The sequence below is a fragment of the Marinobacterium stanieri genome, assembly GCF_900155945.1.
GTDB lineage: Bacteria > Pseudomonadota > Gammaproteobacteria > Pseudomonadales > Balneatricaceae > Marinobacterium > Marinobacterium stanieri.
This window is the reverse complement of record NZ_FTMN01000001.1, coordinates 473,906-494,407: the sequence shown is the minus strand read 5'-3', so window position 1 is coordinate 494,407 and position 20,502 is coordinate 473,906. Positions and strand designations below refer to the sequence as shown.

At 55.6% G+C, this 20,502-nt stretch carries 19 protein-coding genes; 14 read left to right on the top strand and 5 right to left on the bottom strand.

All coding sequences use genetic code 11. The features are described 5' to 3' along the window. Positions 1-184 precede the first annotated feature (184 nt). A complete protein-coding gene (locus tag BW956_RS02320) occupies positions 185-1,372 on the bottom strand; it encodes an acetyl-CoA C-acyltransferase family protein (RefSeq protein ID WP_076460480.1) in 1,188 nt (395 codons plus the stop codon). A gap of 331 nt (positions 1,373-1,703) precedes the next feature. On the opposite strand from BW956_RS02320, the gene BW956_RS02315 reads away from it, so the two are divergent. The 9 genes from BW956_RS02315 (at position 1,704) to BW956_RS02275 (ending at position 10,055) form a co-directional block, all read left to right on the top strand. Further along, positions 1,704-2,792: a LacI family DNA-binding transcriptional regulator gene (locus tag BW956_RS02315; RefSeq protein ID WP_076460478.1), complete on the top strand. Its 1,089-nt coding sequence runs from the start codon at positions 1,704-1,706 to the stop codon at positions 2,790-2,792. Beyond that, positions 2,785-3,798, top strand: a complete 1,014-nt coding sequence (locus tag BW956_RS02310) for an ABC transporter substrate-binding protein (protein ID WP_076460476.1) — start codon at positions 2,785-2,787, stop codon at positions 3,796-3,798. Before BW956_RS02315 ends, BW956_RS02310 begins: the two co-directional genes overlap by 8 nt. Before the next feature lie 62 nt (positions 3,799-3,860). After that, positions 3,861-4,682: an ABC transporter permease gene (locus BW956_RS02305; RefSeq protein WP_076460474.1), complete on the top strand. Its 822-nt coding sequence runs from the start codon at positions 3,861-3,863 to the stop codon at positions 4,680-4,682. A 10-nt stretch (positions 4,683-4,692) separates the two neighbouring features. Then, a complete protein-coding gene (locus BW956_RS02300) occupies positions 4,693-5,484 on the top strand; it encodes an ABC transporter permease (protein ID WP_076460471.1) in 792 nt (263 codons plus the stop codon). Between the two features lie 50 nt (positions 5,485-5,534). After that, positions 5,535-6,599, top strand: a complete 1,065-nt coding sequence (locus tag BW956_RS02295; RefSeq protein ID WP_076460469.1) for an ABC transporter ATP-binding protein — start codon at positions 5,535-5,537, stop codon at positions 6,597-6,599. Further along, complete coding sequence (locus BW956_RS02290) at positions 6,600-7,427, top strand: phosphodiesterase (protein ID WP_076460467.1); 828 nt, start codon at positions 6,600-6,602, stop codon at positions 7,425-7,427. Then, on the top strand, positions 7,427-8,233 hold the full coding sequence (locus BW956_RS02285) for an HAD-IIB family hydrolase (protein ID WP_076460465.1): 807 nt from the start codon (positions 7,427-7,429) through the stop codon (positions 8,231-8,233). The genes BW956_RS02290 and BW956_RS02285 overlap by 1 nt, the downstream gene beginning before the upstream one ends. Before the next feature lie 61 nt (positions 8,234-8,294). After that, the gene (gene cysQ / locus BW956_RS02280; protein WP_076460463.1) at positions 8,295-9,089 is read left to right on the top strand and encodes a 3'(2'),5'-bisphosphate nucleotidase CysQ; all 795 of its coding nucleotides are present in this window, start codon (positions 8,295-8,297) and stop codon (positions 9,087-9,089) included. Positions 9,090-9,137: 48 nt separating this feature from the next. Then, on the top strand, positions 9,138-10,055 hold the full coding sequence (locus BW956_RS02275; protein ID WP_083702899.1) for a sensor domain-containing diguanylate cyclase: 918 nt from the start codon (positions 9,138-9,140) through the stop codon (positions 10,053-10,055). A 44-nt stretch (positions 10,056-10,099) separates the two neighbouring features. Here BW956_RS02275 and BW956_RS02270 read toward each other — a convergent pair whose 3' ends face one another. The 3 genes from BW956_RS02270 to BW956_RS02260 form a co-directional block, all read right to left on the bottom strand. Then, on the bottom strand, positions 10,100-10,864 hold the full coding sequence (locus tag BW956_RS02270) for a DUF4197 domain-containing protein (RefSeq protein WP_076460461.1): 765 nt from the start codon (positions 10,862-10,864) through the stop codon (positions 10,100-10,102). A 37-nt stretch (positions 10,865-10,901) separates the two neighbouring features. Then, positions 10,902-12,758 carry an SLC13 family permease gene (locus BW956_RS02265; protein ID WP_076460459.1) on the bottom strand — a complete coding sequence of 619 codons (1,857 nt, stop codon included), beginning with the start codon at positions 12,756-12,758 and terminating at the stop codon, positions 10,902-10,904. A 90-nt stretch (positions 12,759-12,848) separates the two neighbouring features. Continuing rightward, complete coding sequence (locus tag BW956_RS02260; protein WP_076460457.1) at positions 12,849-13,748, bottom strand: DMT family transporter; 900 nt, start codon at positions 13,746-13,748, stop codon at positions 12,849-12,851. Between the two features lie 300 nt (positions 13,749-14,048). On the opposite strand from BW956_RS02260, the gene BW956_RS02255 reads away from it, so the two are divergent. From BW956_RS02255 to fauA, 5 genes are all read left to right on the top strand, one after another. Further along, complete coding sequence (locus BW956_RS02255; protein WP_076460455.1) at positions 14,049-14,324, top strand: hypothetical protein; 276 nt, start codon at positions 14,049-14,051, stop codon at positions 14,322-14,324. Next, a complete protein-coding gene (locus tag BW956_RS02250; protein ID WP_076460453.1) occupies positions 14,321-15,841 on the top strand; it encodes a PepSY-associated TM helix domain-containing protein in 1,521 nt (506 codons plus the stop codon). The genes BW956_RS02255 and BW956_RS02250 overlap by 4 nt, the downstream gene beginning before the upstream one ends. Next, positions 15,838-16,101 (top strand): DUF3325 family protein, encoded by a 264-nt coding sequence (locus BW956_RS02245; RefSeq protein ID WP_076460451.1) that lies wholly within the window; start codon positions 15,838-15,840, stop codon positions 16,099-16,101. The genes BW956_RS02250 and BW956_RS02245 overlap by 4 nt, the downstream gene beginning before the upstream one ends. 111 nt (positions 16,102-16,212) lie before the next feature. Beyond that, positions 16,213-17,142 carry an AraC family transcriptional regulator gene (locus BW956_RS02240; protein ID WP_076460449.1) on the top strand — a complete coding sequence of 310 codons (930 nt, stop codon included), beginning with the start codon at positions 16,213-16,215 and terminating at the stop codon, positions 17,140-17,142. A gap of 162 nt (positions 17,143-17,304) precedes the next feature. Further along, positions 17,305-19,467: a TonB-dependent alcaligin siderophore receptor FauA gene (gene fauA / locus BW956_RS02235; protein WP_076460447.1), complete on the top strand. Its 2,163-nt coding sequence runs from the start codon at positions 17,305-17,307 to the stop codon at positions 19,465-19,467. A 102-nt stretch (positions 19,468-19,569) separates the two neighbouring features. On the opposite strand, the gene BW956_RS02230 is transcribed toward fauA, so the two are convergent. After that, positions 19,570-20,499: an exopolyphosphatase gene (locus tag BW956_RS02230; RefSeq protein WP_076460445.1), complete on the bottom strand. Its 930-nt coding sequence runs from the start codon at positions 20,497-20,499 to the stop codon at positions 19,570-19,572. Positions 20,500-20,502: the final 3 nt, after the last annotated feature.

Here is a 20,502-nt window from a genome sequence, read left to right as displayed (position 1 = left end):
CGGCCAATCGATGTATCACTTGCCAGATTGTTGATGTTGGATGGGGTGTTATTATTTGCTGTCGCGATTGTTAGCGATATGCTATATTTTTGAAAGGGTTTTACTTACCACAGGATCTTTTCGGCTAGGGTTCTAAGAGTGTCTGAAGCAGAGTACCCGGGCAGGGTACTCTGCGGTAGGGCAATTACATTCGCTCAAACACAACCGCGATACCCTGACCACCACCAATACACATGGTGACCAGTGCATAGCGGCCTTCAATGCGTTGCAGCTCATACAGCGCTTTGGTTGCGATGTAGGCACCCGAGCAGCCCACCGGGTGGCCCAGTGCGATGGCACCACCGTTGGGGTTGGTCTTGTCGAGATCCAGCTCCAGCCCCTTGGCTACGGCCAGTGCCTGAGCGGCGAAGGCTTCGTTGGACTCGATCACGTCCATCTGCGCCAGGCTCAGGCCGGCTTTCTGCAGTGCCAGGCGGGAGGCCGGAATCGGGCCTTCACCCATGATTTCGTTGGAAACACCGGCCAGTGCATAAGACACCATGCGCGCGATTGGCTTATGGCCATCACGTTTGGCAGCATCCGCTGATGCCAGTACCAGGTAGGCAGCACCATCGTTGATGCCGGAGGCGTTACCGGCGGTGACGGTGCCATCCTTCTTGAAGGCAGGACGCATGCCGGCGAGTGATTCAGCCGTGGTGCCGGGTTTTACGTGCTCATCAGTGTCGATGATTGTTTCGCCCTTGCGTGTCTTGATGCTGACAGGAGCGATCTGGTCCTTGAAGCGACCGGCTTCAATGGCCGCTGCGGCACGACGATGGGATTCGGCGGCAAAGGCGTCCTGCTCTTCACGGCTAATACCCCATTTCTCGGCCAAGTTTTCGGCGGTAATCCCCATGTGACCAGCACCAAAAGGATCGCTCAGGGTCGCGACCATCATATCGATCATGCTGGTGTCGCCCATGCGGGCGCCGCTGCGCATGGCGGTGGACAGGTAGCCGGAGCGGGACATCACCTCAACACCGCCGCCAATACCGTATTCATAGTCGCCCAGCATGATGGTCTGGGCTGTAGATACCACCGCCTGAAGGCCGGAGCTGCACAAACGGTTCACCGCCATGGCGACAGAGTCCATCGGCAAACCGGCCTGGATGGAGGCAACGCGGGCGACATAGGCAAAGCGGGAATCGGTGGGGATACAGTGACCGGAAGCGACATAGTTGATCGTCTGAGGATCAACACCGGAGCGTTCGATGGATGCCTTCATTACCTGGCCAGCCAGTTCGGCCGGCTCCAGCTGGCTCAGGCCGCCCCCGAATGAGCCGATTGCGGAGCGGGCTGCGCTGAGTACAACAACTTCGTTCGTCGTGGACATGTGGATCTCCATCAGTTAGCGGATTAGAAGTAACAGATACTCGATCCTCCGGTATGACGCCACAAGGTCTGAAGGGACTAGGTTCGTGGGGCCGACCCTTCGCTGTTCCTGCTCGGAGGTACTCCCGGGATATCTCATTAGCTTTTATACGGCAAAAACGGATTCGATATAAGCATGAAGTGTTGAGTCAGGCAGGTGCGCCTCTGTGGCAGGTCTTTATGGGTGAGGTGTCTTGTAATGGTGATGTAAACGTTTACATATTGTAGTTAAACGTTAACAGGGGTGTAAAAAACGGAATCTATAGTGCCTCCAGAACTTAAGGAGGTAGCCCATGGCCAAGGCCGTCACAATCAAGGATATTGCTCAGCACTGCGGTTTGTCCGTTGCGACTGTGTCCCGTGTCATCAACAACAAGGGGGCAATACGTGCAGAAACCGTTGAGCGGGTTGAGGCAGCTGTTCAGGCCCTGGGGTATCGCCCAAGTATGGCAGCGCGGGCACTCAAGTCGGCCAGTAACAGAACTCTGGGAGTAATCATTCCCAGTCTGACTAACCCGGTGTTTGCTGAAACGGCCGCGGGCCTGCAGCAACAGGCACGGTTACTTGGTTACACACCGCTGATTCTGTCGTCTGATTACGATGATGCGCTTGAATCAAGTGCTGTTGAAAACCTGCTGGCCTACCAAGTCGATGGTGTTCTGCTGACGGTTAACGATGCAACATCGAGTGCCGCTTTAGAGCGCCTGGATGAGGCTGGCGTTCCTTACTGCTTGATGCATAACGTGCCGCGTCAGCGTGTCGCCGGCTTTATTGGCGTAGATAACTTTCGTGCGGCTGCTGAAGTGGCGACCCGCATACAGGCTTTGGGACATACCCGCATAGGTATGGTGTCGGGTGACTTCATGCGTACCGACCGTGCGCGTGACCGTTATGCGGGCTTTCTTGCAGGGCTCAAATACGCGGGTGTGGAGCTGGCGCACCTCGTTCAAGTTGACCCGGTGAACGCCACAGGGTTGCAAGAGTCCCTGTCCCGTATTTACAGCCAGGAGGGAAGCCATCCGACAGCCTGGTTTTGCTCCAACGACCTCCTTGCTCTGGCGACTATCGCCCAACTGGAAGCCATGGGGCGCTCGGTTCCTGATGATGTCTCCATTGTCGGCTTTGATGGCATCCAGGCGGGTGCCTTGCGCCAGCCGATGCTTACCAGTGTGCGAACGCCCAATCTTGAAATCGGCAGCGCTTCTGTTGATTTGCTCATGGCCCAGATACATGACACCTCCTCCAATACCGGCCGCAAGCTGGATTACCACTTGATGGAGGGCGGTACGCTGGCTGCTGTATCTGAAATGCCAGACCCCGATTCCGGCAACACCCCTGATCCACACCTTCAATCGCTTGATGAGAGTAAAGACGATGCTTAAACAACGCGTGTTCAAGTTGGCTTCTGCCCTGGCCGTCACGGCGGGCACCCTGAGCGGTTCGGCCCAGGCTGCCGATGCCATCTGTTACAACTGTCCGCCGCAGTGGGCGGATTGGGGTACTCAGCTCAAAGTGATCAAAGAAGAGCTGGGCTACAGCATCCCGTTCGACAACAAAAACTCGGGCCAGACGTTGTCCCAGCTGCTGGCTGAGCAGAATAACCCGGTGGCAGACGTGGCCTACTACGGCGTCTCTTTTGGTATTACGGCTGCCGAGAAAGGTGTGACTGAAGCCTACAAGCCGGCAAATTGGGACCAGATTCCGGAAGGTCTGAAGGACCCTGATGGCGAGTGGTTCACCATCCACTCCGGCACCATCGGCCTGTTCGTGAATGTGGATGCGCTGGACGGCAAACCGGTACCAACGAGCTGGCAGGACCTGCTTGATCCAACCTACAAGGGCATGATCGGCTACCTGGACCCGTCCAGCGCTTTTGTCGGCTATGCCGGTGCCGTGGCAATTAATGGCGCCCTGGGTGGTGACCTGGAAAACTTTGAACCTGGCCTGGATTACTTTGCCAAGCTGAAGCAGAACAACCCTATCGTGCCCAAGCAGACAGCCTACTCACGTGTGCTCTCAGGCGAGATTCCGATCATGCTGGATTATGACTTCAACGCATACCGCGCCAAGTACAAGGATGGTGCCAACATTCAATTTGTCATCCCTGAAGAGGGCAGTGTGGTCGTTCCGTATGTGATGAGCCTGGTGAAAAATTCACCTAACCCGGACAAGGGCCGCAAGATTCTGGACTTCGTACTGTCCGATAAGGGGCAGTCTGTCTGGGCCAACGCTTTCTTGCGTCCGGTGCGACCTGATGCCATGCCTGAAGCTGTGAAAGCCAAGTTCCTGCCTGCGTCTGAGTATGCCCGTGCCAAACCCGTCGACTACAAGAAGATGGCCGAGGTACAGGGGGATTTCCAGAAACGCTACCTTGATCAGATGAACTGATTGACCTGTGGAGGCCGGAGCTGTGTCCGGTCTCCTCTTGATTCCTGTTGTTGAGAACACCCATGTCCCCGCGATTGAACCAACCTCTGTATCTGATGATGCTGCCCGTGCTCATCATTACCTGTGCCTTCTTCCTGATTCCAATGGGCAGACTAATCCTTATTTCGATAAGCGGTGAAGAGGGAAGCATGACCTATTGGTATGCCCTGACCGATAGCCGTTATCTAAACAGCCTGCTGCAGACACTGGTGCTGTCGATTGCAACGACGCTGACGACGCTGGCTATCGCCTTGGTGGTAGGCATGTTCCTGGCACGAAATCGCTTTCCCGGCCGGTCAACGCTGGTGTCACTACTGACCTTTCCGCTGGCCTTTCCCGGCGTAGTGGTTGGTTTTCTGGTGATTATGCTGGGTGGTCGTCAGGGGTTAAGTGCTGAATTGGGGCTGATTTTGGATGGTTCGCGCTGGACGTTTGCCTACTCCATAGTCGGGCTCTTCGTTGGCTACATTTATTTTTCGATTCCTCGCGTTTTGATGACAGTGATGTCAGCTGTGGAAAAGATGGATGTGATGCTCGAAGAGGCGGCACGCTCCATGGGTGCATCGCGGTTGCGAGTGTTGCTGGACGTTATTATCCCTGCATTGAAGCCGGCGCTTATCGCCAGTGGCGCCATCTGTTTTGCCACATCCATGGGGGCCTTCGGCACCGCCTTCGCATTGGCCAGTGGTATCAACGTGATGCCAATGACTATCTACACAGAATTCACTCTGGGCGCCAATGTGGCCATGGCAGCAACATTGAGCATTTTGCTGGGGCTGATCACCTGGCTGGTACTGTTGCTGGCGCGCTCGGTGTCCGGTGCCAATACAACGCCTGCGGCTTGAGGAGTCCCTTATGAAACGATCCCTGTCCTCTTATCTGCAGCTGGCTTTTACTCTGCTGATCTGTGCTTTCATGCTGGTGCCTGTGCTGATGTCTGTCGCTGCCGGGCTCACCAATAACTATTTCCAGGGCCTTTCCAGCGGCCTTACCTTGCGTTGGGTCGAGGAAGTGCTGGCGCTGTACAGCGATACGATTTGGCTGACTTTACAGCTGGCACTGGCGACGCTGCTGATCAACCTGATTGTGGGCGTACCTGCGGCGTATTATCTGGCGTCATCCAACAGCCGCTGGGCTCGGGTGTTTGAAGAGCTCATCGTGCTGCCAGTGGCAATTCCTGGCCTGGCCATCGCGCTGGCGCTGATCATCGCTTATGGCGGGGTTCATGGTCTTCGTACCAGCTGGCTGTTCATCCTGATCGGGCATGTACTTTATACCCTGCCTTTCATGGTACGCGCGGTGCTGGCGGTGTTGCACAGCATTAACTTCAGAACACTGGAAGAGGGCGCGGCCAGTCTGGGCGCCGGGTTCTTCCGCCGCTTTATCGATGTGGTGGTACCCAACTGTAAGGGCGGCATTATCAGTGGTGCCTTGATGACCCTGACCCTGTCGGTGGGCGAGTTCAATCTGACCTGGATGCTGCACACCCCGTTGACCAAGACCTTGCCGGTGGGTTTGGCAGATGCCTATGCGTCCATGCGACTGGAGATCAGCAGTGCCTACACACTGATTTTTCTGGTCATGTTGCTGCCGTTGATGATCGGTGTTCAGTGGAGCGGCTCGCGATTACGCAAGCCCCACGCCTGATGCGGTTACCCGTTTTGTTTTAAATATTTACGCGTTTGCAGGATTCAATCATGAACATCAATGAACATGGCGCCTCCATCCGTCTGGAAGGCTGTACCAAAACCTTTGCTGACGGCACTCTCGCGCTTCACCCGCTCGATCTATCGGTACAGGCCGGAGAGACTCTGGTGCTGCTTGGGCCATCCGGTTGCGGCAAAACCACCACACTTCGATTGATTGCCGGGCTGGAGTTTCCGGACGACGGTGGTCGTATTCTCTTCGATGATGAGGACGTTACCCACACGCCTATCGAGAAACGAAATGTCGGCATGGTGTTCCAGTCCTATGCACTTTTTCCCAACATGACTGTGGCCGAAAACGTGGGTTACGGCCTGAAAGTGCAGAAAGTGAAAGCGGCTGAGGTCAAACAACGCGTCAGTGAAATGCTGGAGATGATGGAGCTGGGCGCGCTGGCACATCGCCGTATCGATCAGTTATCCGGTGGACAGCGTCAGCGTGTAGCGCTGGCACGTGCGATCATCACCAGCCCTCGTGTGCTGCTGCTGGACGAGCCTTTGACAGCGCTGGATGCCATCCTGCGTGACCGCTTGCGAGCGGATATCAACAGCTTGCTGCGCCGCCTGGGCATTACCGCAATCTACGTGACCCACGACCAGGATGAAGCAATGGCGTTGGGTGATCGTATCGTGGTGATGGATCATGGCCGTGTATCCCAGATCGGTTCGCCCAAAGAGATCTACTTTGCGCCCCAGAACGACTTCGTGGCCGACTTTATCGGTCAGATCAACACCTTTGAAGGGCAGGTCAGCTGTTCGGACATGCGTCTGCCGGGTGGTGTTCTTTCAGGTGTTGCGCTGGCGGACGGGCAAGGAAAAGTCTATTGCCGGCCTGAAGATATCGAAGTCATCAATAGCGCTAATGCCGGGCTTCGGGGGCAGGTACATCAGACCCAGTTTATCGGTGATCGCAATCGAATTTGGGTAAAAGGTGCCAACCACGAAAGAGTCGTAATCGATACCGATGGCCGTTCAGAGTTCAAAGTCGGTCAGGAAGTGGGGTTACAAATTCGCCCGGAACAGATGATCGTACTCGACCGTCGGGCGGAGAGTGTTTGAATGATCATCGCACAACTGACCGACCTGCATATCAAGGCCGGCGGTAAAACCGCTTATGCCGGCAAGGTGGATACCTTTGCCAAGCTGCAACGGGCTGTCGAGCATCTGAATGCCATGCGCCCGCAGCCGGACCTGGTTTTGATCACCGGTGATCTGGGCGATTTCGGCCGGGTCGAGGAATACCGGCAGGCGCGGCAGGCATTGGATCGCCTGCAAATGCCGTTCTATCTGGTGCCGGGCAACCATGATGAGCGTCAGGCATTGCGTGATGCCTTTGTCGATCACAGCTATCTTTTTCAGGCTGATACGCACCTGAGTTATGTCATCGAGGGCTTGCCGCTGCGTCTGGTCGGTTTGGATACCAGTGTACCGGGCAAGCCTCATGGAGAACTGGATGGTATGCGCCGGGATTGGCTGGAAACCGCGCTGAGTCAGGCACCGGAGCGCCGCACTTTACTGTTTATGCACCACCCGCCAGTGGCAGTGGGGCTGGACCATATGGATGTGCAGCGTTTGCATGGAAGTGATGAACTGGCGACCGCGCTTCAGCGTCACCCACAGGTGGAATTGATTCTATGCGGGCACCTGCATCGTCCGGTGGAGTTCATCTGGTGCAACCGTCCGGTGTATGTGGGCTCTGCTCACAACCACGCTGTCACTCTGGACCTTACACCCGAAGCACCTTCATCCTTCACGCTGGAACCCGCCATGATTCGGTTGATCTATCTGCACCCGCAAAGCGGCATGATTATGAGTCATCAAAGCCATGTGGGGGACTGCGATGGCCCTCACCCATTCTTTGATGAGCAAGGCAGGCTGATTGACTGATGAAAGCCATACAGCAGTTATCTCGACGCCAGGCGATAGGGGTACGTTACATTTTGACTGACGTGGACGACACTCTGAGCTATCAGGGGCAGTTGTTGCCGGGAACCCTGGATGCGCTCTATGCCCTGCGTGATGCCGGCATTACGGTAGTGCCTATTACCGGAGCCTGTGCGGGGTGGTGTGATGCGCTTGTTCGCTTGCTACCTGTGCAAACCCTGATTGGTGAAGGTGGCGCTTTTCGCTTTCAGCTGGAAGGCATGCAGCTCAGCACAGAGTTTTGGCTGCCTGATGTCGAAAGGCAGGAGCGGCGCTTGCAGCTCGAAGCGGCTGTGAAGGCTGCATTAACCCGGGTTCCGCGTGCCAGGCTGGCTGCTGATCAGCCGTTACGATTGACAGATTTTGCCATCGATATCGGGCAGGCAGTTGAGCTAAGTCTCGAAGAGATTGAGCAGCTTTGTGAAGTGCTGGATGCTTTTGAGGTGAATTATTCAACCAGCTCAATCCACCTCAACGTCTGGGCCGGTGATCATAACAAATGGCGTGCTGCCGAGCGTTACTTTACCGATGTCAGGGGGCTGCAGGCAGAGCACATTAGTGAGCAGGTACTCTGTATCGGTGACTCCGCCAATGACGAGCCCATGTTTCGCGCACTGCCATTGAGTGTCGGGGTAGCCAATATTGAACACAGCCGACACTGGCTTAAAACGCTGCCAACGTTTAAAACCGAGGCGGAAGGAGGCCTTGGGTTTGTTGAAATGGCCAGGCATCTGCTGGCGTTACGGTCGCAGGAGGCCTCAGTAGCCTGAGCCCCTGAGTACTTCGTGATAAGGTTGGCACTGAAGATCCATCCATCCTTAAGGAGTTCAAATGCCCACTACATCCTTGCCGCTGAAAGAACTGCTGCAACAGGTTGACGATATCGCCCGCCGCGCCGGTGATGCCATTATGCAAGTTTACGGTGAAGAGGATTTCGGTGTTGAGCACAAGGACGATGATTCGCCTCTGACGCGGGCAGATTTGGCGGCCAACGCTGTCATTCTTGATGGGTTGAGCCAGTTGCAGCCTCAGTTGCCGATTCTGTCTGAAGAAGCGGTGGATGTGTTTGCCGGACCGGATGCGCAGGGGCGTTACTGGCTGGTGGATCCGCTGGACGGCACCAAGGAGTTCATTAAGCGCAATGGTGAGTTCACCGTCAATATTGCCCTGATTGAACAGGGCCGCGCCCTGTTGGGTGTGGTGTTCGCGCCCGTGCTGAAGACGTTGTGGAAGGGGGCTGAAGGCGAAGGGGCTTTTTGTGTTGATGCAGAAGGGCGCTCTGAGCCCATGCAGGTCAGTACTCACCAACCCGGAACACCCTGGAAGATTTTTGCCAGCCGCTCACATCTGGGCCCGCACACTCTGGCCTGGATGGAAGCCTTGGGTGAATACGAACTTATCCGTATGGGAAGTTCTATCAAGCTGTGTCTGGTTGCTGAGGGCAAGGGCGATCTCTATCCGCGGTTGGGGCCAACCTGTCTGTGGGATACTGCCGCTTCACACGCCATTATCAACGCGGCCGGTGGGCAGCTGTTGACGCCGGAAGGTGTCGAGCTCAGCTATGCCGACACCTCCGAAACACTCAATCCCCATTTTATTGTCTACGGTGGTACGTTGCCGGAGTAAGCGCCTGCTATTATCAAGGCAAAGGAATTGCCTGCGGAGTACCCAAACGTGTACCTGGACCGCGACCAGATGCTGGTGGTGCTGAATGCACTGCCCGATCCGGTGTTCGTGCTGACGGAAACCGGCCTCTATGCTGGCCTTTACGGCCATGCTGATCCCAAGTATTACCATGATGCCAAGGACCTTTTGGGGGCTTCTGTTCGGGATGTCATGCCTGCAGAGGTGGCTGAATCGATCATGGAGCATATCCAGGAAGCCCTGCACCGGAACGGCCTTCTTAAGGTGGAGTATCCGCTGTCATCCCAGCAGGTCAAAGGGCTGGAGAATAGTGCTGGTCCCGGTGGCACACTCTGGTTTGAAGGGCATGTGCAGCCCTTTCCCGGTCTGGTGGATGGCGAGCGAGCGGTTATTTGGGTGGCGCGCAATATTACCCGCCGCAAACAACTGGAAGACGAACTGCTTGAGGCTAGCCAGACCGACCCGCTGACCCATGTGGCCAACCGTCGCCGGCTGATGGAAGTGCTGGAGTTTCACTTTGGTGCCTATCGCCGTTATCGCCACCCCATGGCGTTGATCATGTTCGATCTGGATCATTTCAAGCAGCTCAATGACCGCTTCGGCCACCTGACCGGTGACCGAGTGCTGCGCTGTTTATGTGATTTGTGCCGTCAGGATCTGCGCGAAAATGACCTGTTGGCGCGCTTTGGTGGCGAAGAGTTCATGATTGTCTTGCCCAGTACGACTGCCGAGCGAGCGGCTCAGACGGCCGAGCGTATTCGCACACACATATCGACGGGTGTAGCCGCCGAGTTGGACGAAGAACTCAATGTGACCATCAGCCTGGGTGTGAGTGAATTACTGGAGACTGACACCAGCCTGGAACAGGTTATTCAACGGGTAGATGATGCAGTGTATCAGGCCAAGGATGAGGGCCGTGACCGAGTGGTGGTTAACGCTGCCGGTTGAACAGACCGAAGCCGGTTAAACACAGGCTTCGGTCAGGTATGTGATTACTGTCCGAACACGGTTTCCAGCAAGTCAGTAGTACGGGCGACCGGGTTCACGCGAATTTTCTTCTCTTCCTCTGCCAGGCGCAGGAAGAGTCCATCCAGTGCCGACTCGGTGACATGTTCGCCCAGGTCGGGACTAAAGCCCTTCACCATGGGCACCTGCTCCTCGGCAGCACTCACCAACAAATTATAGGCCTGAGTCACTCCCGCCTTGTCCATGGCCTGCTCGACCAGAGGCTGGATACGGGTAGTGAGTTCGTCACGGGTTTTTTCATCAAAGTACTCAGTGGCTGCCTTGTCGCCGCCGGAGTAAATACGTTTGGCATCGTCCAGCGTCATCTGCTCCAGAGTATCAACAAACACCGGTGTGGCGACGCTGATGGCTTCTTCAGCGGCGCTATTCATGCTGGCTTCAAAGGCGTCCACCTGAGACCCCAAGCCATAGTCACGCATCAGGCCGGCAACGGTATCCAGCATGCCCGGCATGGGAATACGAACATCGGCATGGTTAGCGTAGCCACCGCTGGCTGCCAGGGTATCGATGGCACGCTCACCACCAACGCGCAGCGCTTCCTTCAGGCCCCTGGCCAGGGTGTCGGTATCAACGCCGGCCGGCACGGGTGTACCGCTGCTGCCGGTTCCGGTCTGTTCCTTGAGGATCTCTTCGCCTTGCTTGATCAGGTCATCCAGGCCTGCCTGGGCCGGCTGGATCATTGCCAGAGACAAGGCAAGACCGGTAATGGCGAAACGGATAGGTGTTTTCATGGCAGACCTCATACAGGGTTTGGGGGAAGGGCACAGGTTACAACGGCCAGACCAGCAGCAACAACGGCAGACTGACGATCACCACCAGAATCGAGACCGGCAGCCCGAGGCGCCAGTAGTCACCGAACTGGAAACCACCTGGCCCCAGAATCAGGGTATTGTTCTGGTGGCCAATAGGCGTCAGAAAAGCGCAGGAAGCACCAATGGCGACGGCCATCAGAAATGCATCCGCACTAACACCCAGTGTTGCGGCTGTTCCCAACGCAATGGGGCACATGGCCGCAGCCGTCGCAGCATTGTTGACCACGCTGGAAATCACCATGGTCAGTATCAGAATGAGGCCAAGTGCGACCAGTTCATTGCCCTGGGCTACATAGTTCATCAAGTACTCTGATATCAGTGTAGCCGTGCCGGTGCTTTCCATTACGGCGGCGACCGGCATGAGTGCTCCCAGCAGTACGATCACGGGCCAGTCGATGGCAGTGTAAACGGAACGCAGTGGCAGAGTGCGCAGTGCCATGGAAGCGAGAACACCGGCTGCAAAGGCGATGGCCGTGGGCAATAGCGCAAAAGCCGCAGCCGCCACCGAAGCAACCATGATCAAGCTGGCCTTCAGAGCCTGGCCGGGCTCAGGAAGGCGCAACTCACGTTCTGCCAGCGGGATACAGCTGGTGTCTGCGGCAAACTCCGTTAGCGACTCTTCAGGGCCTTGTACCAGCAAAAGGTCGCCCGGCTTGATTTTCAATGTCTGCAGGCGCGCCCGGAAGCGGGAGCCTTCACGGGATACTGCCAGCAGGTTGAGTCCGTACCGTTCGCGCAATTGGATATCCCGTGCCGAGCGACCCTGCAGGGATGACTCTGTGCGCACTACCAGCTCCATAAGGCCCATGCCGTCGCCGTTACTGCTTGCTTCGGTGGTCTCTTCCTCGGTTTCATCCTCGCTATCGCGAGTGTCATTTTCCTTTTCGTTATCTGCGCTTTTCTTCTCTTCCATTTCGGCTGCCGAAGCCGCTTCTTCAAGCTCCAGTCCGAGGGTGCTGAGCATTGCGGTCAGCGCTTCAACTTCCGCTTCGATCACCAGAATATCGCCGCTTTTGATGCGCCGGTTGGATGCCGGGGCGTGCATGCGAACGTTGTTACGAATCAACCCGATGATCAGGGCTTCAGCGTCTCCCAGCTCCCGTTCCACTTCGCGCAGGTGCATGCCCGAGGCTTTGCTGTCTTCGGGAACGCGGACCTCCGTGATATAGGCACCGGTATCAAAGCTTTCACTGCCGGGCTGTTTCCGTGCCGGGACCAGACGCCAGCCGGGCAGGGCGATGAACAGCACGCACAGGAGTGCTACGGAGAGCCCGACTGCGGTGAAGTCGAACATGCTGTAGTGCTGGCCAATGCTTTCGCTGCGAAAGCCCGACACGATGAGGTTGGGGGGCGTGCCGATCAGCGTGGTCATGCCGCCCAGAATAGTGCCGAATGAGAGGGGCATCAGTACCTGGCCGGGTGTGAGATTCAATCGCCCCGATAGCTGAATCGCAACCGGCATTAACAGTGCCATGGCGCCTACGTTGTTCATGAAGCCGGACAGAAATGCCCCCAGTCCGGTCAGGGCTGCCAGACTGAGCGTGGTCCCTGCCTGTTTGGGCAGTACATGCCGGGCCAGAATATCCACAGCCCCCGATACCTGCAGAGCCCGGCTGAGTACCAGCACGCAAGCGACGGTAACCACGGCGGGGTGGGCAAAGCCGAGGAAGGCGTCCGCAGCATCAATCAGACCTGTCATTACGCAGGCCAATAGCGCGGCACCGGCAACCATATCGTGTCGCCAGCGACCCCAGATAAACATCGCCATGGTGGCAAGCAGGATGAAGATGATCAGCAGCTGGTCGTAATCCATTATCCCTGTCTCGCGTGCTGTCGGAAGGAAGGCGCGATAAGCCCTCATTGCTTTCAGACTAGCACAGAGGGCTGGTGAAGCCTTTGAGGGTTAGTGGGTTTTGGCTGGTATTTCCTTGCGCGAAGGGCGCAACCAGGCACGTACGGCCGGCCAGCGGTTTACCAGCATGGCGAAGAAAATCAGTGCGCAGCCGCTGAACTGCAGCGTTGTCATGGTTTCACCCAGCCAGAGAGCGGCCAGCAGTGCGGTCCAGACCGGCTCAAGTGTCATGATGATGGCCGTATGGCTTGCCGGTGCCAGGCTTTGTCCCTTGGTCTGCACCAGAAAGCGCAGGCTGGTCGCAATCAGCGCACTGGCGACCAGCCAGCCCCAGATGGCCGGTGGCTGATTAAAATTCCAGTCTTCGATCAGCAGTGACACCACGCCAGTGATAATACCTGTGATGATCAACTGGACAGAGGTCAGCGGCAGTACGGGAAGACGGGCGGCAGCACGGCTATTGAGAATAAATGTCATGGAAAACAGCAGTGCCGAAAGCAGGAAGTAGACTTCGGCCAACCCCAAGTGGAACTCTGAATCCAGCGACAGGCATGCCAGTCCCGCGATCACAAACGGAATCGACAGGTACACATAAGGGCCGGAGCGCTCGCCAAACAGCAGGCTGATCAAAGGAACCAGCACCACGCCGAGTCCGGTCAGAAAGGCGCCGACACCTACGTGGGTTGTCATCTCCAGCGCCAGAATCCAGAAAATCATGGCAAACCCAAAGGCACAGCCAACCATGCTGGCACTTTTCCACTGCTCACGAGTGAAATACCGCATGGCGGACCCGCCCAAAGCAATGAGTACCAGGCCTGCGCTGGTGAAACGTAATGCCATAAACAGCAAAGGCTCCAGACCTTGTACTGTTTCACGCGAGAAGATCCAGCCAGCTGCGGCCAGCAGCGTTGTCAGCAGTAACAGCAAATCGGCTTTGTGATGGGTAGACAAGATGAGCGTCCTTTGCGTTGTCGGGTGGCGTGAATCGGCTAAACAAGCTGGCCCCAGGGCCATGCAATCAGCACGGCATATTATCAGAAAGTCGTAGCCGGGCGCTTGACCGAAAATAGCCATTGATTGTCTCGAACGCAGGAAGCAGTGGCGGAAATGACACTCAAGTTATCCGATCTGACGTAACGCCTATTCTCTTTGCCAAAGCCTTTAGCTGGCTGCTGCATCCGTTCAAACCCGTTATTAGACTCAAGCGGTTTTTTAATGGATGTAAGGCAATAGCCGCACAAGGACAGATACATGCCAGCCATATCTCGTTTTTACCTTGAACCCTTGCTCAGAACACTGGTTGCTTTGCTGGGCGGATTTCTTTTGACGCGCTGGTTCAGTACAGCGGTTCTGGCGCTGGCCTGGTCCCCGGAGCAAGCGGTTGTGACCGGCATGCTGCTCGGCTTTGCTGTTTTTTCCGCGACGGTGATCTGGGTGTTTGTTGCCGCCAGTTTGCGTAATGCCTGCCTGGGGTTGGTGCCGCCTGCGCTGATACTGATTTACTTGAACAATGGAGTGGGTCTGTGATTGCGCCTTTGGGAGCACGTGTACGCCAACGTATGGCTCAGCTGCATCGGTGGACCGGTTTACTGTTGGGCTGGTTGCTGTTTGTTATTTTCCTGACCGGAACACTGAGTTTTTTTCGTCAGGAGCTAACCCTGTGGATGCAGCCCGAGCGACCTTTCATCGTCGAGCCGATTCCTTCAAGTATTGCGCTTGAACAGGCCCATCGATACCTGCAACAGACGGCACCTGAGGCGAGTTTCTGGACCATAACACCGCCGGGATCACGAGACCCGCTGCTTGATGTGAGCTGGCGAGGGCCCGACGGACAGGGGCAGACCCTGCTCAATCCCGCAGATGGTGAAAGGGTAGACGTCAGAGATACCCGTGGTGGAGATTTCTTTTACCGGTTCCATTTTCAGCTGCACTACTTACCGGTGCTGTTTGCCCGATATCTGGTTGGCATTGCGGCCATGATGATGCTGATTGCACTCATTACCGGGGTTATAACGCACAAGAAGATCTTCAAGGACTTCTTCACCTTTCGTTGGGGAAAGGGCCAGAGGTCCTGGCTGGATGCTCACAATGGTTTTTCGGTGCTGGCCTTGCCGTTTCACTTGATGATCACGTACACCGGTCTGGTTACTCTGATGATGTTGTTCATCCCCTGGGGAGTGGAAAAGGCCTTTCCGGAGCGGGAACAGCGCCAACATCTGGTCACGGATGTATTTGCATTTTTGCCTGCTGAACCAGGCTCAGATGAACGGGCCTCTATGCTGTCATGGTCTGAGTTGTTGGCGAAAGCTGAAACGCACTGGCAAGGGGCTGAATTGGGGCGTGTTCAGATTGCCAACCCCGGGGACAGGAATGCCAAAATTCTTTTGCAAGCACACAGCGATCAACCGGATATTTTGGGTGTATCAGGGCATCCGCCTTTCATGGTGCTTAACGCTGTGACGGGGGGGGTGCTGCGAGAAAAGGTTTCAGCACCTGCCTACGATAGCTACGGCATTTTGCTGGGACTGCATCTGGGGCGTTTTGCCGATTGGCCGGGCCGATGGCTTTACGTGCTTTTGGGAGGGGCTGGGTGCGGCATGCTGGCCACAGGCCTAGTACTCTGGACCAACAAGCGGCGCAAGAAAGCGGATCATTCTCGCATAGGTCTCGCTCTGGTCGACACGCTTAACGTCGCCACTCTTGCCGGGTTTCCTGTGGCGCTGCTGGGTCTGTTCTGGCTCAACCGCATTTTGCCAAGCACGCTGCCAGCGCGCGCAGACTGGGAAATCCACGGGCTGTTTATGGTTTGGCTGCTGATGTTTGTACATGCCGTCATACGGCCGCGTACACAAGCATGGCGAGAGCAATGGTGGCTGGCAGGTGTGCTGCTGCTGGGGCTTCCCGTACTTAATCTGGTAACAACTGATAGAGGAGGGCTGACCGCCTGGATGAATGGCGACTGGCTGTACGTGGGGTTTGATATTGCATCCTTCATGATGGCGGCATTGGCCTTCAGGTTTGCACGGCAGGAGCAAACAGCATGATGCTGCATCTGGCAATTCTGGCCCTGTCCATTGGCGGGTTTCAGTTACTGGCACTGGCGCGCTCTAAAATCACCGCTCGGAGGCAGAAAATGCTGTTCTGGCTGGCCTGGTTACTGCTACTGGTTGCCTTTACGTTGTCGGTATCCTGCTGGCGTCTTGGCCCCGGGCTGGCGCTATGGACGGGATATCTGAGTGCAGGAGCCGGCACGGTTTTTCTGTTGCGGTTGATACTGGCCAGGTTTGGGCTCGAAGTGAAGTAAGAAGGCTGGCTTCAATTCATCGGTTTTAATTGATAATTGTTTGTATTTGCATTCATTGTTTTGGTTAGGCTAGGATGGGGTTAAATCCCCACCTTAGTCGTGTAACCATCTATGCAGTACAGCCATTCAGCGGGTGTATTCGATACCCGTACTTTCACTGATCAGGATCTGCTCACATTCGGCAAGCGTTATGCACTGGATTACCGTTTTCCGGATGCACTCCGTTCCAGCAACATTCTTGAAGGGCAGGTAAGAGAGTTGAGCCTGCGCTCGGGTATGCAACTGGTTTACTCGAATGTTCAGGTCATGGAGACCTACGCGTCCAGTTCGTTGGATCCGGCACCGCTCAATATCATTATCATGCTTCAGGGGAGCGTCAGTCTGAGCCTTGGTCAGGAGCGCGTTGAGCTCAGAGAGAAAATGGCACTTACGCTGAGCCTGGAACGTGAAATGCAATTGGATGCGCTTCAGTTGAGCGGCCAGAACCTCAAAGTGCTGACCCTGAGCCTTGATCGGGCTGCATTGGCTAACTTGCAGGTGCCAGAACAACGAAAAAGCGGCTGGACTGTCTGGCGCTTGCCTGAATATCTGTATCAGGGGCTGGTGCAATTTCGGGGTGATATGAGTCTTTCTCAGATGTACCTGGAAGGCTTGAGTCTGCAGATTTTATCTAAAGGGCTGGTGCTCGATAATTCATCCGCAAAATCAGAAGATGTTCGTTTACCGCCCCAGGAACGCCTGCGTCTGGAGAGGGTACGTGACCTGATTGTGGCCAGCCCTCAAGAGGGCTACAGCTTAAGTGAGCTGGCACAGATTGCTGCCATGAGTCCCAGTAGCTTGCGCAGCAAGTTCAAGGCCTGTTACGGCCACACGCTATTCGACTTCATCAAGGAACAGCGCCTGCAAAGGGCACGGGACTATTTGCTGCAAGGATTCAGTGTGCAACAGGCGGCCAACTTCTCCGGTTACAGTTATGCTACCAATTTCACCACCGCCTTTCGCAAGTACTTTGGCGTTGCTCCCAGCTCGCTTATCAGGTGAACCTTCTGCGCCTGAATAGACATTCTGTCATCTGGCATAGCTCAAACCGCATCGAATATTAAATAATAACAATTCTTATTCACGGTGGCTTTCGACCCGATAACTCACCCCAATGGGGACGGAAGCAACAGGATATTCAATGCGGTTTGGAGAAGTAGCTCTATGTTTCTTGATCCCTTATCACACAGGCGTGCAGGCCGATTCAGCGTACTCACAGCCCCTCTCTTGCTCAGTGTGCCTGTGTTGGCTGAAACGACTCAGCTTGAGCAGGATACGGTTGTTGTAACAGGTCGTCAGCTATCGGCTGACTCAGAGCAGCGAGACAGTTATGCCCCTGGCGCCAGTACGACTGCAACCAGCCTTCCGCTCTCTATCAAGGAGACCCCTCAGGCTGTCAGCGTTCTCACACACCAGCAGATAAAAGACCAGGGGCTCAATACCAGCGGTGACATCATGCACCGTGCCCCCGGTGTCTCGATGACCCGGAGTGACAGTAACCGCTTTAACTATTCAGCCCGTGGTTACTCAATCAGCACCTACCAGTTCGACGGTTTGATGACCCCTATTCAGGGCTACTGGAATTTTGGTGATACTGACTGGGACAGTGCCATTTATGACCGCATTGAGGTTGTTCGAGGCGCAACAGGTCTTCTCACCGGAGCCGGTGATCCCTCTGCCAGTGTCAACTTCATCCGCAAGAAACCACTACTGGAATCGGCTGCCAGCCTCAGTGGTGATATTGGACGCTGGGATAAGCGCCGAATAGTCGCAGACGTATCCACGCCTTTTGGTGAGTCGGGGCGAACCGCTGCGCGCTTCATAGCCGTCCGGGATCAGCAGGACACGCATGTGGATGGCATGGAGCATGACAAGGAAACCTATTACGGTGTCATCAATTCACAGCTCACCGCCCGAACCGATGTCAGCCTGGGAATAGAGTACCAGCACAACCAGACGGATGGCGCCGGTGCCGGTTTTCCCATGTTTTATGCTGACGGCAGTTTGACCGACTTTGACCGGTCGGCCAGCAACAATACGGACTGGTCTCGCTTTTTTAACGAAACCACACGTGCATTCATGGATGTGAACCACTACCTGGATAATGGCTGGCGACTGCGTGCGGCCTATAGCTATGACGATGGCAACTATGGTCTGTCTTACCTGTTCCGGGGCGGTTTTCCTGATCAGGAAACAGGCGAGGGCATGACAGCCTATTTTGCCAATTATCGAGGAGATCGCAGTCGTCAGGATCTGCACTTTACTGCAGAGGGCCCCTTTGAGCTTTGGGGCCGAGAGCATGAAGCTGCTTTCGGCTGGGTGCGTACGCAGGATGATCTGGATATGCGTTTAGCCTCACCGGTCGGGGCCGCGCCAGGTATTGGTGGCTACTTCGATGGCAAGGGTGACCCTGTGCTTGAACCCGAGTGGAGCGCCTATGGCAGTGTCGATGACAGCAAACTGGTTCAAACAGGGGCTTATGGTGTCACTCGCTTGTCTCTGGCCGATCCTCTGCATCTTGTAGCGGGCATGAGATTCAGTGACTGGAAGTTGAAGCAGGACTATTACGGTGACCACCGCAGCTACTCCTATAGTAACGAACTCACGCCCTATGCGGGGTTGATCTACGATTTTGATGATCGCTTCAGTAGCTATGTCAGCTATACGGAAATTTTCCAGACGCAGAATGTCCGCTCTGCCAATGGCTCCCTGCTGGATCCGATCACCGGGCGCAACTATGAAGTTGGTTTGAAGGCTTCATTGGCAGAGGAACTTGATCTTAACCTGGCGGTCTTCCGCAGCGAGCAGGACGGGCTGGGAGAAGCGATCCCCGGAGAAACGGTGAATGGTCGCCCCGATACACAGGCATATAGGGCCACTGAGGGTGCCACCGTGGAAGGTTTTGAGGCAGAGCTGGTCGGTCGTCTGGCACCGGGCTGGAACCTGAATGCCAGCTATACTATGGCAAGCCCCAAAACCGCCGAGGGGGACCGTATGAACACGACCCATCCGCGTCAGCAGGCAAAACTGTTTACCAGCTACCAGTTCGCGGATGACTGGCGTGCGTTGCGCGTGGGCGGTGGTGTGCGTTGGCAGAGTGATATCTACCGCAATACCCGTGGCCCGAATGGCACAACGCGAGTGTCACAGGGCAGTTATTCCGTAGTTGATCTGATGGCGCGTTATGAGTTTACGCCGGACCTCAGTGCTCAGCTGAACCTGAATAACCTGTTCGATAAGGAATATTACGACCAGGTAGGCTTCTACAGTCAGGCCTGGTGGGGGGCGCCGCGTAATGTGCGACTCTCTTTGAGCTACGATTTCTAGAGACGGGATAACTGGCGTGTGCCAGCGTCAGTCGCATGGATGCTTGATAAGGACCGGTCATTGACCGGTCCGACTTTATCTATAGGTAAACGAATAGCGCTATCAACCGTCAGCGTTAATACGAGTGATCAGTTCTTTCAGTACGGTTTCAGCACGGTCATTTTCCACCTGGCAAGTGCCGGCTGCGTGGTGACCACCACCGCCATATTCCAGCATCAGCTCACCTACATTGGTTTTGGAGCCGCGGTCGAAAATGGACTTGCCGGTAGCGAAAACGGTGTTCTGCTGTTTAAGCCCCCACATGACGTGGATGGAAATGTTGCACTCAGGGTAAAGCGCATAAATCATGAAGCGGTTACCGGCCCAGATCTGCTCTTCATTGCGCAGGTCCAGAACGACCAGGTTGTTGTGCACGGTGGCACAGCGTTTTACCTGTTCCTTGAACTTGGCTTCCTGCTCGAAATACAGCTCTACACGCTCTTTGATGTCCGGCAGGCTCAGGATCTCTTCGATACTGTGGTTTTTGCAGTAGTCGATCAGGTCCATCATCAGGGCGTAGTTGGAGATGCGGAATTCGCGGAACCGGCCCAGGCCGGTGCGGGCATCCATCAGGAAGTTAAGCAGCACCCAGCCTTTGGCGTTAAGGACTTCATCCTGAGTGAACTGTGCTGAGTCACCCTTGTCCACGGCTTCCATCATTTCATCCCAGGCAGCCGGGAAAGCATCATGGCCACCGTAATGCTTCCATACCACGCGTGCTGCTGAAGGCGCATCGGGATCGATAATGTGGTTGTCCACTTTTTCGTTTCGGATGGTTTCAGAGAGGTGGTGGTCAAAGGCCAGGTTAACGCCTTTCACGTAAGGGAGGTTGGTGGTGATATCACGGTCAGTAATATCGACTTTTCCATCCTGCATGTCCTTGGGGTGAACAAACTTGATATCGTCAATCAGATCCAGATGTTTAAGCAATACGGCACAGACAAGGCCGTCAAAATCACTGCGTGTAACGAGGCGAAATTTATCAGCGGACATCAG